The following is a 13,899-nucleotide window of genomic DNA, read 5'->3' on the forward strand; positions in this document are numbered from 1 at the left end:
CCCAGAAGGCGTGCAGGGGGTGGTCCGAATCCAGCGCCCGTTGTTGGCGGTCCAAGTACGCGGCGGCGCCGCGCCGGAACACGTCGAGGTACAGCTCGTCCATGGTGGGGAAGTAGTAATGCACCAGGGCCGGTTTCACGCCGGCCTTTGCCGCCACCCGGCGCGAAGTCGCCGCCGCATAGCCCTCGTCGACCATGATCTGGATCGTTGCGTCGATGAGCAAGTCGCGGGTCGTCGAGTCCCTGGCCACCACCGGACCCTAAATTGGCCGGTCACCGGGAATCAACAACGCCCATGATTAGAAGATGCAGCGCCGGGGAACAGTTTGACCGAACATTTCAGAAAGTGAAGGATCACAGCGTGGCCGCCAGCTTCCGGGACATCATCCAGTCCAAGTACCTGCTCCTGACGACGTTCACCAAAGACGGCCGCCCAAAACCGACCGCGATCTGGGGTGTGCCAGAAGGCGACAAGCTTCTGGTCATCACCGACGACGGCTCGTGGAAGGTCAAACGGATCAACAACACGCCGCGGGTGACGATCGCCAGGAGCGGATCACTGGGCAAACCGAAGAGCGAGCCGGTCGAGGGCATCGCCCGGGTGCTGCCGAAGTCGGAGACCCGGCGGGTCTACAACGCCGTGCTCAAGCGGTACTGGTATCACGCCTGGTGGTTCTACGCGCACTCGATCGTTCGTGGTGGCATCGACAAGGTGCACGTCGGGCTGGAGATCAGCCCGGCCGCTTAGCGTCGCTCTTCGGGTCGATCAAAATCTTGGCGTGCGCCTCGGGGTCGGCGAGCGCATCGAACGCGGCGGCGACGCCGTCCAACCCGACCGTGCCCGTGATCAGCGGCGCCACGTCGACCTTGCCGTCGGCCAGCATGTGCAGGGTGTCGCGGAACTCGAGCGGCGTGTAGCCGAGCACGAACCGCAGGTCGATTTCTTTGTTGATCGCCATGGCCGGCCGGATGTGGTCGGCGCCCATGCAAACACCGACGACGACCACGCGCGAGAACAGCGGCGCGCGGGCGATGATGTCGTCGATGATGCCGGGCACGCCGACGCATTCGAAGACGACGGGGTGCTTGGGCGTCGCGGCGCCCGCGGCGTCGGCGGCGCGCCACAGGTGCCACCACGGCAGGCGCAGGCGCTGCAGCTTCTCGATCGTCCCGACCGCGAGGTCGAACGCCTCCAGGATGCCGTGCAGGTGTTTGCGTCCCGCCTCCGTCGCATAGGGCGAGTCCTGCGCGGGGTCGACGACGATATCGGCCCCGCACGCGGTGGCCAGGGCGCGGCGGCCGGGTGAGAAGTCACTGGCGATGACCGCGCGCACACCGTGCGACTTGAGCATGCAGATCACCGCGAGACCGATTGGCCCGCAACCGATGACGATCGCGACGTCGCGTTCGCTCACCTCGCCGCGCCGGACGGCGTGCCACCCGACGGCCATCGGTTCGGTCAGCGCGGCGATCGCCGGCGACAACCCGTTGGGCACGGCGAAGGTCAGCGACCGCTCGACGAGCAACTGCTCGGAGTAGGCGCCGGGCGCCATCGTCGAGAGCCCGATCCCGTGCACCTCCTTGCCGCGGCGCAGCAGCGGCAGGGCGACCACGGGCGTGCCGGGACGCGGGGCCTTGCGGGTGCCGGGGCCGTAATCGAGCACCTCGCCGCAGAATTCGTGGCCGAACACGACCTGCTGGTCCGACCGCATGAACGCGTCGTAACCGGACTCGGCCATCACGTCGGCGAGCTCGTCGCAGTGGCGGCGGGCGTGCAGGTCCGATCCGCAGATGCCACACCGCAGGACCTCGAGCAGCAGCTGGCCCTTGGCCGGAATCGGGGCGGGGAGGTCGGCGACGTCCAGCCGCGCGTTGGTGCAAGTCACGCTCTTCATCGGTCGGACCTCCTCACGCGGAGCGCGCCCTACGTCGCGGCCGCGCGGTAGGCCGCCAGGGTGTCCGCGACGGTTTCCTGCGGATCCCGGTACTTGATGCCGAGCTCGCGTTCGCTGGGCGAATCATCGGACGCCGGCATTTGCGTGTAGTACTGCATCCCGGCCCAGGTGAAGGGCGTCTCGAACGGCAGGAAGCGATTGGCGCGGTCCAGCACCGCGCCGGCGACGCGCAGCGCGGTGTCGGGGATGGGCACCGACAGCATGGGCGTGCCGGCGACCTCGCCGAGCAGCGTCGCCAACTCGGCCGCCGGGACCCGGTGGCCGCCGGCGGTGTAGCGGCGCGGCCCGCGGCCGGGCTCCAGCAGCGCCGCGTGCAGCGCGGCCAAATCGCGGACGTCGACGATCAACCAGGCGGCGCTTCGCCCCGGGATCGCGTGCATCTGCACGGCCGCCTTGACGCCCTCGCCGGCCTCACCGAACTGGTCGCCGACGGGCGGGCCGAGGACCATGCCGGGATAGGTGATGTTCACCGGCGCGCCGGCGTCCTGCAGCCCGCGGGCGTAGATCTCGACCTGCGCCTTGGACGTTCCGTAGCCGTCGGCCCCGCCGACCACCGGCAGATCCGCCGTCAGCGTTTCCAGGTTCGGGTGGAACAGCGCCGTGAAGCTGGACACGTGAACGATCGGATCCAGTCCCAGCTCGACCGACTGGCCGAGGACGTTCTGGGCGCCCTGCATGTTGGTGGTGAGCATCTGCGTCGTCTGGCGCGGGTCGGTGGCCACCAACGCGGCGCTGTGCACGACGGCATCGCAGCCATCCAGCGCCTTGCGCACCGCCATGCGGTCGGTGATATCGGCGACGGCGAAGTCGGACACGTCCACGCCCAGCTTCGCCACGGATGTCTCCAGCTTGGCGGGGGTGCGCACCAGAAACCGGATGTCGTGCCCCGCATCGGCGACGGCCTTGGCCGTCCAGCCGCCGACGAACCCCGTGCCGCCTGTGATCAAAACGCGCATGGTGCGATCTTTGCAGGGCCGTCCGGCCTACAGATGACTGGAGGCGAAGTTGGCGGCCTGGTTAGTCATCCCGTTGGCCCCGTAGGAAACGTGCGCGGCGAAATCGTTGCCGTTGCCGCTGCCGCACACGGGGTCGCCCTGGGCGCACAGCTCCAAGGTCTTGGGCTGATAGAGCGGCCCGATGGACAGCGGCGGTGCGTGATACTTCTGCAGGAAGTCGCCCGACGGCGTCCCGAAAAGGGTGACGGCGGCGACGTGGTTCGCTACGTCCGGAGGCATGGGCGCGGGCACCGCCGACGCCGGCACGCCGGGCGGGACCGCGGCCGACGTGACGTAGCCGGCCAGGGCCGCGCCCTGCGAGTATCCGCCGAGGACCTCGCGGGTGTTGGGGCAATTCTTGGCCGTCGCTTCGATGTGCGAGCTGGCGTCGCGAATGCCGTCGACGACGGTCGCCGGGAAGCCCGGATTCGAAAAGTCCGTGCTGGCAGGGTAATTGACCGCGTACACGCCGAGCGAGCGGGACCCGAGCTGCGAACGCAGCGCGTCCACGAACGACCCGCCGATCCCGCCGACGCCGGGCGGCTCGCCCGACCCGCGGGCGAAGACGACCTCGACATCAGGGCAGGGTTCCGCCGACGCCGACGGGGAGGGAGCGCTCGACACCAGCGCACCGGCCACCAGCGCCGCCAACCCGGCGAGCACCGGCAGCCGGCGCCGCGCGGGGTGACCACTCACTTCTTGAACGCGTCCTTCACCTTTTCGCCGGCGTCCTTCAGGCTCGACTTGGCCTGATCCGCCCGACCCTCGTCCCTGGTCTCGTGGTCGCCGGTCGCCTTGCCGATGGCCTCCTTGGCCCGGCCACCAAGGTCCTCGATCTTGTTCTTCAGCTTGTCCTCGTTACTCATGCCGCTCTGGCTACCCCGCTAGGGGAGCTATTGAAACCCCACCCTGCCATCATGGACTTCGTGAGCACCGCGATCGTGGTGGCAATAGTGGTGGTGCTGATGCTGCTCGGCATCGGCATCGTGGTCAATCAACTGCTCCGGTTGCGCAAGTATCTCGGGGATTCGCCCACGCCGCCGCCCGAGCCTCCCGACCCCCCGGCCCCGCCCGCGTAGCGCCGCGATGCCAAAACGTCCGCAGTGCCAGAGGGCGGACTGATAGCTTCGTCTCGTGGTAGCGGGGCGTCGGGGCGCCGTGAAACCGTCGGCCCTTCTGGTCGCCGACGATGGCCTGCCGCGCGGAGTCTCCGGCGCGGCCGACCCCCGTTTCGCGAACGTCGTCAGGCTGTTCGGGCAGCTGTTTCCCGGCCGCCGATTCGGCGGCGGGGCGCTGAGCGTGTACATCGACGGCGTGCCCGTCGTCGATGTCTGGACCGGATGGTCGGATCGGGCCGGTACCCAGCCCTGGACCGCCGACACCGGCGCCATGGTGTTCTCGGCGACCAAGGGGGTCGCGTCGACGGTGATCCATCGGCTGGCCGACCGCGGCCTGCTGTCCTATGACGAGCCCGTCGCCGAATACTGGCCCGAGTTCGCCGCCAACGGCAAGGCGGAGATCACCGTTCGCGACGTACTGCGGCACCGCTCCGGGCTGTCACACCTGCGGGGTGTGACCAAGGAGCAGTTGATGGACCACGTCCTGATGGAAGAGCGCCTCGCCGCCGCGTCGGTCGACCATCTGCGTGGCGTGCAGGCCTATCACGCGCTGACCTACGGCTGGCTGCTGTCCGGTCTGGCCCGGGCGGTGACGGGCAAGGGCATGCGCGAACTGATTCGCCAGGAAGTCGCGCGCCCCCTCGACACCGACGGCCTACACCTCGGCCGCCCCCCGGAGGGCTCGCCCACCAAGCCGGCGGAGATCCTCATCCCGCAGGGCAGGCTGCGGGCCCCGGTGTTCAACTTCATCGCCCCCAAGATGGCCGGCCTGCCGTTCTCGGGCGCGTTGGGCGCGATGTACTTCCCCGGCATCATCTCGCTGCTCAAGGGGGACACCCCCTTCCTCGACGGGGAGGTGCCCGCCGCCAACGGCGTGGTCACCGGCCGGGGGCTGGCGAAGATGTATGCCGTGCTGGCCAACGACGGCCGCATCGACGGCAAGAAGTATCTGTCCGAGGACCTCGCGCGTGGCCTGGCGGGCAGCGCCCGGCGGAAGTGGCCGGACGCAAACATGGTGGTGCCCATGCCGTTTCACCTGGGCTACCACGAATCACCGGTGCCCGGCTTGCTCCGCGGTTTCGGCCACGTCGGTCTCGGTGGAACGCTGGGCTGGTCCGACCCGGAAACCGGCAGCTCGTTCGGATTCGTGCACAACCGGTTGCTCACGCCCCTGCTCTTCGACATGGGATCCTTTGCGGGACTTGCCCGTCCGCTGCGCAACGCCATCCTGGCCGCCCGCGAACAGGGTCCGCTGCCGGTTCCGCAGCTCGGTGCCACCTACGCCAAGGCCGGCCGGCGCAAAGCGGCCCTATGAGTGTTTGACGCCGACGTGGGCGTTCCCGCGCGGCAGCGTCAACGGCAGGTCGGCGTAGGTGACGATGCCCGGCGCGGCGGCCACGACGGCGGGGATCGCGTTGATCGCGGGCATCGCGGTCATGATGTGGCCGAGGTCCATGAACTCCTCGATCGTGGTGGCCTCGAAGTACGGCGGCGGCAAGAAGCCGACCTTGGTGGTCACGGTCGGTTGCCCGTCGATCTGGATGACCCAGCCGTCCTGCTCGATCTTCCAGTCCGGCTCGAGCGTTTGGCCCTTGCGCCACCGCACGTTCAGGTCGATCAGGGTGGTGTCGCCGACGATGCCCTGCCAGCTGATGTAGACGCCGGCCACGCATCCGGCGGGGATGGTCCAGGACGCCATCTCGAGATCCGCCGTGGTCTGGGCGAACTCGGCCACGCAGCGCACCTCGTCGAGCTCCACGCCGAGCGCGTCGCCCACCAACCGGACCGCCTCGCCGAAGATCGCCGTTCCCTTCGCGGCCATCGCCGGTAGCTCGGGGTGGTCGATCGGCTGGCCGAAACCCACCGGTTTCTCGGTCTCCGGTGAGTCGTAGAACGTGGTGTCGGCGGCCTCGTTGACGGTGACCTTGTCGATCCGGTTGCACACCATCGCCGAGACGATGGCCAGCAGTTCGGCGAATCCCGGGCTGACGCCGGAACCGAAGATCGTGGACCCGCCCAACTCGGCGGCCTGCGCCAACTTATCGCGGCCGTTGCCCAGGTTGCCCCCGGTGATGAACGACGCGGTGGTGACCACGTTGACGCCGGCCGACAGGATGCGGACCAGCTCGTCGACGTCGATCCACATCGGGTTGTAGACCACGCAGTCGGGTTTCAGCGCCAGTAGCGCGTCGACGTCGTTGGTGGCCGCCACGCCAACGGGTGCGATCCCGACGAGCTCGCCGGCGTCGCGGCCGACCTTCTCCGCCGACCAGGCGTAGCAGCCCACCAGTTCATACGTGGGGTTGGCGACGATCGATTTCAGCGAACTCTTGCCGACGTTGCCGGTGTTCCACTGAACCACGCGATAGTTGTTTGGCACTCGCTCAGCATAGGGAATCGCGGTCCACGTTAGTAGGCGGATTCGGCCGCCAGTATTTCGGCGAGGAAGGCGTCGTCGGCCGGCCGGTCCAGCCGCGCCCGCGCCCACCGGCGCACCCGCTCCCGGGTGTCGGCCGACTCCGTCGTCTCGGCCCCGACGAGCACCGACGTGACCGACCAGTCGTGGTCCCAGGCCGCCGATTCGGTGAGGGGGCGTTGTTCGGCGTCGACCAGCTGCAGGGTCGCGCGGCCGGCGGCGTCCAGGGCGCCGGCGCCGGAAAAGGCCCCGGAGCGCAGTCGCACCGCCACGCCGGTCGGCGCGTCCGGTCCGATGACGGCCGCACGCACCCGGGCGACCACCGCCGGTCCGGCCGCCTCCACCGTCCAGTCGACGGTGTTCTCACCGGCATCGAAGATCGCGGGCGGGACCCCGCCCCAGCTCACGGACGCGGCACCACGGGCGATCGGCGCCACCGTGCGCGGGCCCGCGGCGGCGCCGGCCGCCAGCGCGTAGTCATCTTGGCGCCCGCTCGGGACGGCCAGGGCCAGGCCCGAATCATCAAGGGCGGCAACGAGTTCGGGCCATCCGGGGCCGTCCACCCCCACTTCGTCGGCCAGGTGGGCGCCCGCCCGCACCAAATCGGACGCGCGCGGGTCGCCGTCCGCCAGGTGCGCGGCCAGGGCCGCGGCGTGCGGCGCCAGCAAGCCTGCGACGTCCGAATCCAGGGTGTCGTCGGCGAAGTAGCCCTGCGCGCCTGCGGTGAGCAGCGCGACCTCGAGGTCCAGCAGCGCGCGGTCGAGCCCGGCGATGCCGTCCTGCCGGCTGGCGGGCCACCAGCGCCGCAGCCAGTGGCCCACGGCCAGCCTGCGTAGCCGGCGCAGCGAGCCGGGCACGATGTCCACGCCCGCGAGGTCGATGCCGTGCGGCTGGTCCGCCGATTCCAGAGCGGAAACCAGGGCGACATGGCCGGATTCGCCGAGGATCCGCCAAAGCCAGTCCGCGCGGCCCAAATCGGTGAACGTGATGTGGGTTGCCGCATCGTGGTCGTCGGGCTCGTCCAGGGTCCACGACAACACGGCCCCGCTGACCTCCAGCACCGCCGCCAGCGGCGACGCCTCGCTGGCGGGGCCGGTGCTCCACAAACCCGAGTCGGCAACCAATCTCATCCGGCCACCTGCAATTCCAGCATTGCCTTGATGCGCTGCCGGTGGTCCAGGCTCACCGACCGCGCGACCCCCTCGAGCAGCGAGCGCACGTCATCGACGTCGTCGCAGGGCTCCTGCCACACGTCGCGCCCGTGCAGCCGCGCCCACAGGCGACTCAGGTAGGGCTGGGCGTACGCGGCGAGGTCGTCGACCACTTGCCGCTGCCGCGGATGGATGGGCCCGCCCTCGGCGAGGTAGCGCCGGGCGTGCAGCACGTAGGCCTCCTTGCGCAACCGCGCCTGAATCTGCGCCGCCAGGGCGTAGCGGCTGGCGACGGACGGGTCCAGTGGGGCCAGTTCCACCGCGATCTCAATGCCCGCGACGAGCGTTGCTTGTTTGTCCTCGGCCAGCAGCCCCCAGGGCGCGCAGGCCCGGTCCACCTCCTCCTCGCATAGCAGGGGGATATCCGGCAACGCATCGCGGTCCAGCGCGCGGCGCAGCGTGGCGCGCACCCGGTCCACCACGCTGCGGTCCAACGGCCGGTCACTGTCGGAGCCGCCGGCGACGCGCGGGGGCCGTTGCGGGGCAACCGAACTCAGGCCCAGACCGACGATCGACCAGGGCAGTTCCGCCGACTCGACACGGGCCAGCGCGCCCAGGTTGTACGGCGTGGTGTCGGCGATCATCGCCTGCCAGACGCGCTGCCGCGCCGTCGCGGTGCGGTGGCTGTTGGCCGGGCCGAGGACGGTCGCGAGTTCGGCCAGGAACGGGCCGGTGACCGTGTCGGCCGCCCGCACGTCGCGCCAGCTCCGATCGAGCTGATCGGCCAGCTTGGCAAGCGTTTCACCATCGGCCACGTACTGATGCAGCACCTCGATCGCGGTGCGGTCGCGACCCTGGTGAATGTCGGCCAGCACCGCGGCCGCGGTCTCGCGATCCTCCGCTGCCGGTAGGCCTTTCGTCACCGCGAGCTCGAAGCACACCGGGAAGTACAGTTCCTGGGCGTTTCCGGCGCGGATGCGCTGCCTGCGCCGCTCCATTTTGAGGACCTCGAACCACGCTGCGGCCGCGCGCAATTCGGGGCCGCTGCCGACGATCAGGTCACGCATCGCGGCGGCCGTCTCCGGGTTGACGACGGGCGCCGAGTACTGGGGATTCGACCGCAACCGGAGCACCAGCGGATCGATGATGCGTTTGACGGTGCGGCTCAGGGGGCCGCCGTCGTCGCTGCTGAGCACCTCCACGCCGGCACCGATCGCCCGCCATGCCGCCTCGATCACAGAGCGGCGTGGGTGGCCGACCGCGACGGCCAGCTGCGAATCCGCGCTCATCTGCACAGAATAGGGGCAGCGCGCGAAATGCGGCAGCCGAAAAGTTGGGTTCGGTAGCCGGCCGGCGGCTTCACGCTGGTCGCATGAACAAGCTGTGGCTGCTGGTCGACCGGATCAGGTCCGCCCGGCGTCGGAGCGCCGCCGACCGTGCCGTCGGCGTCGGCACCGTGCGCGCGGTCGAGCGTCAAATTTTCATCGAAGTCGTCGCGGTTTCCGGGGAGACGTTCATCGGGAAGCTGGCCCGTTGCGGCGACGACCTCGACTTGTCAATGTTGCGGCCCGGCCTGGTCGTCCTGGTCGCCTTCGATCCCGCTGCGCGCGAGGAGCTTTCGCTCCCCGACGACGTGTTGGCCGTCCATGCGGCATGGGTGGCCTCGCTGTGAGCGCTACCGCGCACCGTCGACCGCGAAGGTGACCACGGCGCCCCAATACAGCGGGCTGGCCGTCGCGTCGCCGTCGCGCCAGCGGCGCATTTGTGCCCGTTGCCAACGGTTCACCGCACACCCGGCGTCGGCCTCGGCCTCGTGGGCCCGATCCACGGCCGCCACGGCCTCGGCCATCGGATCGGCCGCCCCCGTGGCGAATTGCCGATACGCCGCCGTGGTGGGCAGGGACCACAGGGTGGCGGTCACCAACTGCGCGCCACCCAGAATCATCGCCGCGACCAGTCCGGTGGCCTCGTCGAATTGATAGTCCCCGCCCGAGCCGCACGCCAGCATCGCCACCCGGGGCGGCATCGGCATTTGCAGGGCGATGAGGTCCGACGCGGTGAGCGGGCGGTGGTCACCGATGGGGTCGGCGTCGCCGGGGATGTCGGCCGTATCGGCCAGGTGCAGCGCGGCCCGATCCGCTTGGCCTTCCGCCGAACTCGCGTGCCCCACGTAAAGCAGCCGGCTCGGGGCTTGGGCCAGCAGCTTGGCCAGCCAGGTGCGGTCCGCGTCCTGCCGGCGGAACAGCTCGACCGCCGTCTCGACGGCGGGAAGCACCGGCCGCTGTCCCATCACGTCGGTGAAGTGCCGCGCCAGCGGCGTTTCCCGCCCCGGCCTGCCGAGCACCGACCCCAGCGCGGAGTCGGGGCGCTGGCCCGGCACCCGGGGGTCGAGGACCAGCATCGGGGGACCGTCCTTCCTGGCGTCCCATCCGGCCGCCAGCCGCGGTGAGTGCACGATATTCGGCGGGACCGCCATCAAGACGTCGACCAGTTCCATCAGCCGGTGGCCGTCGGTGTGTTGCCGGATATCGGCCTGCTGCCAGGGGATCCGGGCCGCGGCCCGGCCGCTGGCGGTGATGGCCTCCTGCCGGGCCCGCACCAATTCCTCCTTGCTGGGGCCCGATTTCGGCACGGCCAGCAGCCCCCAGGGCACGCGCGCCAGTCGCGCGCTGGGCGAGACGAGCAGCACCGCGCGCGGCGCGGCCACGCACTCGGCCAACAGCTGCCAGCCCGGGGATCCGATCAACAACACCCCGAGGATGTAGGCGAGCGTCAGCTCGCCCTCCTGAGCCGCGAATGCCCCGGTGGTCAGCGCGCGCTCGATGGCGTCCCGGCTGCCCTCGGAGCCGTGCGGCTCGGGCAGGGCACCCGCCAGCTCTTCCAGCGCGGCCAGCAACAGCGGCTCTTCGACCAGCCAGGTGACGGTTCTCGACGGCTGCCCGACGACGCGCAAGCTGGCGTACGTTGCGATCCCGACGTCGGCGTACCGCAGGATCAGGGTGGCCCGGTCGGCGTCGCTCATCGCCAGGTCGACCAGGCGGGCTCGGCCGCGGTGACGTCGCGGCCGTAGCGCTGGGCAGCCAGCTCGCGATAGTGGCTCAGGATCGGCTCGGCGTCGGGCTGCATCCGCAGCGGTGGCAAGGGTCCCAGCCGGGTCAGGGATGCGCCGCCGGGTGCCGAGGGCCCGGACGCGGCCAGCGCCGGGACCGGCTCGAGGTCGGTCTCCACGGGCACCGGCGCGGTGGCCGTCGACGCCCATTCACCGGTTTGCGGACGCTGCGGACCCGTATCGAAAGTGCCGCGCGCGCTGTGGTATTCGACGAGCTCGCTGATCAGCTCGGTGTTCTCCCATTCCCAGGCGACCGCGAAGGCGCCGGCCAGGACGGGGCCCGAAACGGTGGCGGCCCAGCGTGCCCTCGCGTCCGCGTCGGCGATCGAGTACCGCACCGAGTCGACCGCCAGCGCGGCCGGCACCTTGAGCTCGGCGGCCTGCTGGAGCTTGGTCATACCGCGCCAGTATTCGTCGGTCCCGATCTCGCCGTGCAGGATGCCCAGTCCCTCCGCCTGCCGCGCCTCGGTCTCCTGCAGCGTCTCATCGGGGTCCCCCGAGCTGTCGAAGCCCAGGTCCGCCAGCGCGTCCGCGCGCCACACCGTACCGAGATGGCTGTCGAGCAGCGCGTACTGCAACCAGCTGCTGCGCGGCGACGAGTCGAGCAGTTCGCGCGCCTGCGCGATCAACTCCACGGCGTCGGCGAAGCGGCTCCAGAAGATCGCTATCCAGCTGCGTTGCAACAAGATTCGGTGCAGATACAGGGGCTTGCCCAGTTCGCGCCAGTGCCGTTCGGCGTGTTCCCAGCACTCGTCGGCGGCCTCCAGCGCGCCGGAACCCAGCCGGGTGAGTCCCAGGTACAGCCAGCAGCGGGCGATGTCGTGGGTGCGGGCGTGCCGCGCGATGACGGGATAAGCCTCGGAAACCAGTTGCTCGGTGCCGGCGTGGTCGTTCGCCGCCCAGCGCGCCGCCGCGCGCTCCAATTGCGCTCGGGCCATGGCCAGTTCCCAACCGTTGGCCCGGGCCCGCGCTTCCGCGCGCCGCAGCCAGGGATCGGCTTCCGCCAGCCGCCCGGTGTCAACGCAGAATTTGCCGTACCCGATGCCGGCGACAACCCGGGCGTGGTCCGCGTCCTCGCCGGTGTCGCGATAGTCATTCAAGTCGCTAACGACCTTCTCCCACAACGGGACTGATTGCGTGTGCAGGTCGTCATCGCACAGCGCGATGGCACACAAGACCCGGGCATGGATGCGCAGCCGGGCGTGTTCTCCGGCCAGGGCGGGGAGATCGGCGCCGCGGTCCTCCAACGCCTCCAGCGCCGCCGCCGCGCCGTCGTGATCGCCGATCGCGGCGGCCAAACCGGCTTGCAGGAACTGGGCCCGGCGCGAGTACCGGCGGACCAGGTGTGTGCTTTGGGCGTCGGCGGGCATCCCCGCGTAGATCGCCACGCAGCCTTGGATGCGCCGGATGGATTCGCGCACCCCGTCATTCACGCCGCGGTCAAGGTAGATCTCGCCGAGCTGTGCGAGGACCTCCAGCATGAGATCGTCCCGATCTTCCCGCTCGATGTGCGGTATCAGGGACAGCAACAGGTCGCGGGCCCCGGCCTCGTCGCCCGCGAAGGCCAGGCGGCGCGCGTTGTCCAGCTCGTCGGGGATCAACACGGCTGCATCATAAGTCCGAAAGTGTCGCGTGGGCAGGGAAAGCGGTGAGCGGCGGACGCGTGAGTGAGCGCGTCCGCCGCTCGGTCGCAGCCGATCAGCCGCAGGTCACCTTGATGCTGAAGTCCTTGGTGATCATTCCGGCCATCGGGTTCTTCATGTCGGCGCCCTGGGCCTGCCCGGTGATGGTGTAGGTCTTGCCGTCCACCGCCACGTTGGCCGAGCCGACCTTCGCACCCATGCCGTTGCTCACCGACAGCGCGTTGCCGTCGACGAAGAGCGCTAGCGACTCGACCGTCGGGGGGTTCGCGTCGGTCATCACCACGGCCAGCGCCTGCTGGGGGCCGCCCGTGGAGCCGCTGCCGATGTCGATCTTGCCGCCGGTCCTGACGCAGGTCACCGAGGCGGGGTTCACGCCCGCCAGGTCGGCGCCGCCCACCTTGACCTGCGCGTTCGTGCCGGTACCGGTAGAGACGCTGGGAGCCGTGCTCGACGCCGGGCTGGCTGAGTGGCCGCCGCTGGAGCACCCCACCAGCACCGATGCGGCGCCAAGTGTCCCAATCGCAGCCGCGAGAAGACGTTTCACTTGCGGTTTCCTTCCCTCATGCGCCGCCCCGATGGCGTCGCCATGGCGCAAGTACAGAACGTCCGAATCGCTACCGATCCCAAATTTCGCGGTGCCGAGCCGGTAGGCTGCGTCGAGGTCGGCTGACGAAGGGAAGGCCCGCGATGCTGAGCGTGAAGTGGCTGGAAAAGCCTGAGGCCCATGACTTTCCGGCGGCGGCGGACTACCTCACCATGCTCGCGGACTCGGCAACCGTGAAAAAGGTGATCAAGAAGCTGAAGGCCGGCACCGTGACGCATCGGAAGGCCAAAGACATCCTGCGTGCTGCGCGTCTGGGTCTGCTGCCGGTCGACAACCCGCACGTCGCCGCGGACCTGACGAAAATCGAGAAGGGCCAACCGTTGTCGCCCATCCTGCTGGTGCGCGGCGACTTCCCGACCGGCGCCCCGCTGCAGATCGCCGATGGCTACCACCGCGTGTGCGCGAGCTATCACACCGACGAGAACACCGATATCCCGGTCGTGATCGCGGCCGTCAGCCGTTGACCGAGGAGGTGGCCATGATCGACGTCAAGACGGTCGGGGACGTGCGGGTGCTGACCCTGTCGTCGGGTCCCGTCAACGCGCAGGACGTCGAGCTGCTCGAGGCGCTGACCTCGGCGGTTCGCGACCTGGGCCGCGCGGATGCCGGTGCCTTGGTTATCACCGGCGCCGGCCGGGCGTTCAGCGCGGGGGTCGACCTCAACCGCGTGGTGGAGGGCGGCGCCGGCTATACCGATCGGCTGGTCCCGGCGCTGTCCGCGGGCCGATGAGGCGGCGGTCGCAGGCGCAGGCGAGCACGCAGCCGCCCGCGATGGCGGCGCCGTTGATCGCCGCGACGGTCGGACCGGGATAGCAGAACACCGCCTCGAAGGCCGCGGACAGCGCCGGGACCAGCCGATCGGTATAGCCGGCGCCGCCCTCCACCACGCGGTTGAGGTCGCCCTCCTCA

General features: G+C 70.1%; 18 protein-coding genes. 6 read left to right on the forward strand and 12 right to left on the reverse strand.

All coding sequences use genetic code 11. The features are described 5' to 3' along the window. The coding region (locus A5702_RS02450; RefSeq protein WP_231964971.1) for a TetR/AcrR family transcriptional regulator at window positions 1-196 on the reverse strand (196 nt) is incomplete at its 3' end. 164 nt (window positions 197-360) lie between these two features. On the opposite strand from A5702_RS02450, the gene A5702_RS02455 reads away from it, so the two are divergent. Further along, window positions 361-747: a PPOX class F420-dependent oxidoreductase gene (locus A5702_RS02455; protein WP_055403177.1), complete on the forward strand. Its 387-nt coding sequence runs from the start codon at window positions 361-363 to the stop codon at window positions 745-747. Here the strand turns inward: A5702_RS02455 and A5702_RS02460 are convergent. Genes A5702_RS02460 through A5702_RS02475 form a run of 4 tightly spaced genes read right to left on the reverse strand, consistent with a single transcriptional unit; the run spans window position 731 to window position 3,815 of the window. Then, window positions 731-1,894 carry a zinc-binding dehydrogenase gene (locus A5702_RS02460; RefSeq protein ID WP_068217945.1) on the reverse strand — a complete coding sequence of 388 codons (1,164 nt, stop codon included), beginning with the start codon at window positions 1,892-1,894 and terminating at the stop codon, window positions 731-733. The genes A5702_RS02455 and A5702_RS02460 overlap by 17 nt on opposite strands. Window positions 1,895-1,923: 29 nt before the next feature. After that, window positions 1,924-2,910, reverse strand: coding sequence for an SDR family NAD(P)-dependent oxidoreductase (locus A5702_RS02465; protein ID WP_055403167.1), 987 nt, complete (start codon window positions 2,908-2,910; stop codon window positions 1,924-1,926). Between the two features lie 27 nt (window positions 2,911-2,937). Further along, window positions 2,938-3,645, reverse strand: a complete 708-nt coding sequence (locus A5702_RS02470) for a cutinase family protein (protein WP_082459845.1) — start codon at window positions 3,643-3,645, stop codon at window positions 2,938-2,940. Further along, window positions 3,642-3,815: a CsbD family protein gene (locus A5702_RS02475; RefSeq protein WP_055403166.1), complete on the reverse strand. Its 174-nt coding sequence runs from the start codon at window positions 3,813-3,815 to the stop codon at window positions 3,642-3,644. The genes A5702_RS02470 and A5702_RS02475 overlap by 4 nt, the downstream gene beginning before the upstream one ends. Window positions 3,816-3,866: 51 nt before the next feature. On the opposite strand from A5702_RS02475, the gene A5702_RS26595 reads away from it, so the two are divergent. Together A5702_RS26595 and A5702_RS02480 are read left to right on the forward strand one after the other, a co-directional pair. Further along, window positions 3,867-4,028: a hypothetical protein gene (locus A5702_RS26595; RefSeq protein WP_197281236.1), complete on the forward strand. Its 162-nt coding sequence runs from the start codon at window positions 3,867-3,869 to the stop codon at window positions 4,026-4,028. A gap of 79 nt (window positions 4,029-4,107) precedes the next feature. Continuing rightward, on the forward strand, window positions 4,108-5,382 hold the full coding sequence (locus tag A5702_RS02480; RefSeq protein ID WP_067817579.1) for a serine hydrolase domain-containing protein: 1,275 nt from the start codon (window positions 4,108-4,110) through the stop codon (window positions 5,380-5,382). Here A5702_RS02480 and A5702_RS02485 read toward each other — a convergent pair. The 3 genes from A5702_RS02485 to A5702_RS02495 are packed head-to-tail and all read right to left on the reverse strand — an operon-like array spanning window position 5,377 to window position 8,923. Then, window positions 5,377-6,447 (reverse strand): dihydrodipicolinate reductase, encoded by a 1,071-nt coding sequence (locus A5702_RS02485; protein WP_055403164.1) that lies wholly within the window; start codon window positions 6,445-6,447, stop codon window positions 5,377-5,379. The two genes, A5702_RS02480 and A5702_RS02485, sit on opposite strands and share 6 nt — an antisense overlap. Before the next feature lie 29 nt (window positions 6,448-6,476). Next, window positions 6,477-7,613 (reverse strand): hypothetical protein, encoded by a 1,137-nt coding sequence (locus A5702_RS02490; RefSeq protein WP_068217947.1) that lies wholly within the window; start codon window positions 7,611-7,613, stop codon window positions 6,477-6,479. Further along, window positions 7,610-8,923, reverse strand: coding sequence for a hypothetical protein (locus A5702_RS02495; protein WP_068217961.1), 1,314 nt, complete (start codon window positions 8,921-8,923; stop codon window positions 7,610-7,612). Before A5702_RS02495 ends, A5702_RS02490 begins: the two co-directional genes overlap by 4 nt. A 44-nt stretch (window positions 8,924-8,967) precedes the next feature. On the opposite strand from A5702_RS02495, the gene A5702_RS02500 reads away from it, so the two are divergent. Further along, on the forward strand, window positions 8,968-9,306 hold the full coding sequence (locus tag A5702_RS02500; RefSeq protein ID WP_068217949.1) for a hypothetical protein: 339 nt from the start codon (window positions 8,968-8,970) through the stop codon (window positions 9,304-9,306). Window positions 9,307-9,309: 3 nt separating this feature from the next. Here A5702_RS02500 and A5702_RS02505 read toward each other — a convergent pair whose 3' ends face one another. From A5702_RS02505 to A5702_RS02515, 3 genes are all read right to left on the reverse strand, one after another. Then, window positions 9,310-10,656, reverse strand: coding sequence for a CHAT domain-containing protein (locus A5702_RS02505; RefSeq protein ID WP_068217951.1), 1,347 nt, complete (start codon window positions 10,654-10,656; stop codon window positions 9,310-9,312). Next, window positions 10,653-12,347: a hypothetical protein gene (locus tag A5702_RS02510; protein ID WP_068217955.1), complete on the reverse strand. Its 1,695-nt coding sequence runs from the start codon at window positions 12,345-12,347 to the stop codon at window positions 10,653-10,655. Before A5702_RS02510 ends, A5702_RS02505 begins: the two co-directional genes overlap by 4 nt. A 94-nt stretch (window positions 12,348-12,441) precedes the next feature. Continuing rightward, entirely contained in the window at window positions 12,442-12,930 is a 489-nt protein-coding gene (locus A5702_RS02515) for a lipoprotein LpqH (RefSeq protein ID WP_055403159.1), read from the reverse strand. Window positions 12,931-13,073: 143 nt separating this feature from the next. Here A5702_RS02515 and A5702_RS02520 point away from each other — a divergent pair, with 143 nt between their 5' ends. Both A5702_RS02520 and A5702_RS26845 read left to right on the forward strand, forming a co-directional pair. Beyond that, window positions 13,074-13,454, forward strand: coding sequence for a hypothetical protein (locus tag A5702_RS02520; protein WP_055403158.1), 381 nt, complete (start codon window positions 13,074-13,076; stop codon window positions 13,452-13,454). 14 nt (window positions 13,455-13,468) lie between these two features. Then, a complete protein-coding gene (locus tag A5702_RS26845) occupies window positions 13,469-13,720 on the forward strand; it encodes an enoyl-CoA hydratase-related protein (protein WP_231964970.1) in 252 nt (83 codons plus the stop codon). Here A5702_RS26845 and A5702_RS25395 read toward each other — a convergent pair. Continuing rightward, window positions 13,650-13,877 (reverse strand): enoyl-CoA hydratase-related protein, encoded by a 228-nt coding sequence (locus tag A5702_RS25395; protein WP_369817854.1) that lies wholly within the window; start codon window positions 13,875-13,877, stop codon window positions 13,650-13,652. The two genes, A5702_RS26845 and A5702_RS25395, sit on opposite strands and share 71 nt — an antisense overlap. Between the last annotated feature and the right edge of the window lie 22 nt (window positions 13,878-13,899).

This window comes from Mycobacterium sp. E3339 (assembly GCF_001666915.1).
Taxonomy (GTDB): domain Bacteria; phylum Actinomycetota; class Actinomycetes; order Mycobacteriales; family Mycobacteriaceae; genus Mycobacterium.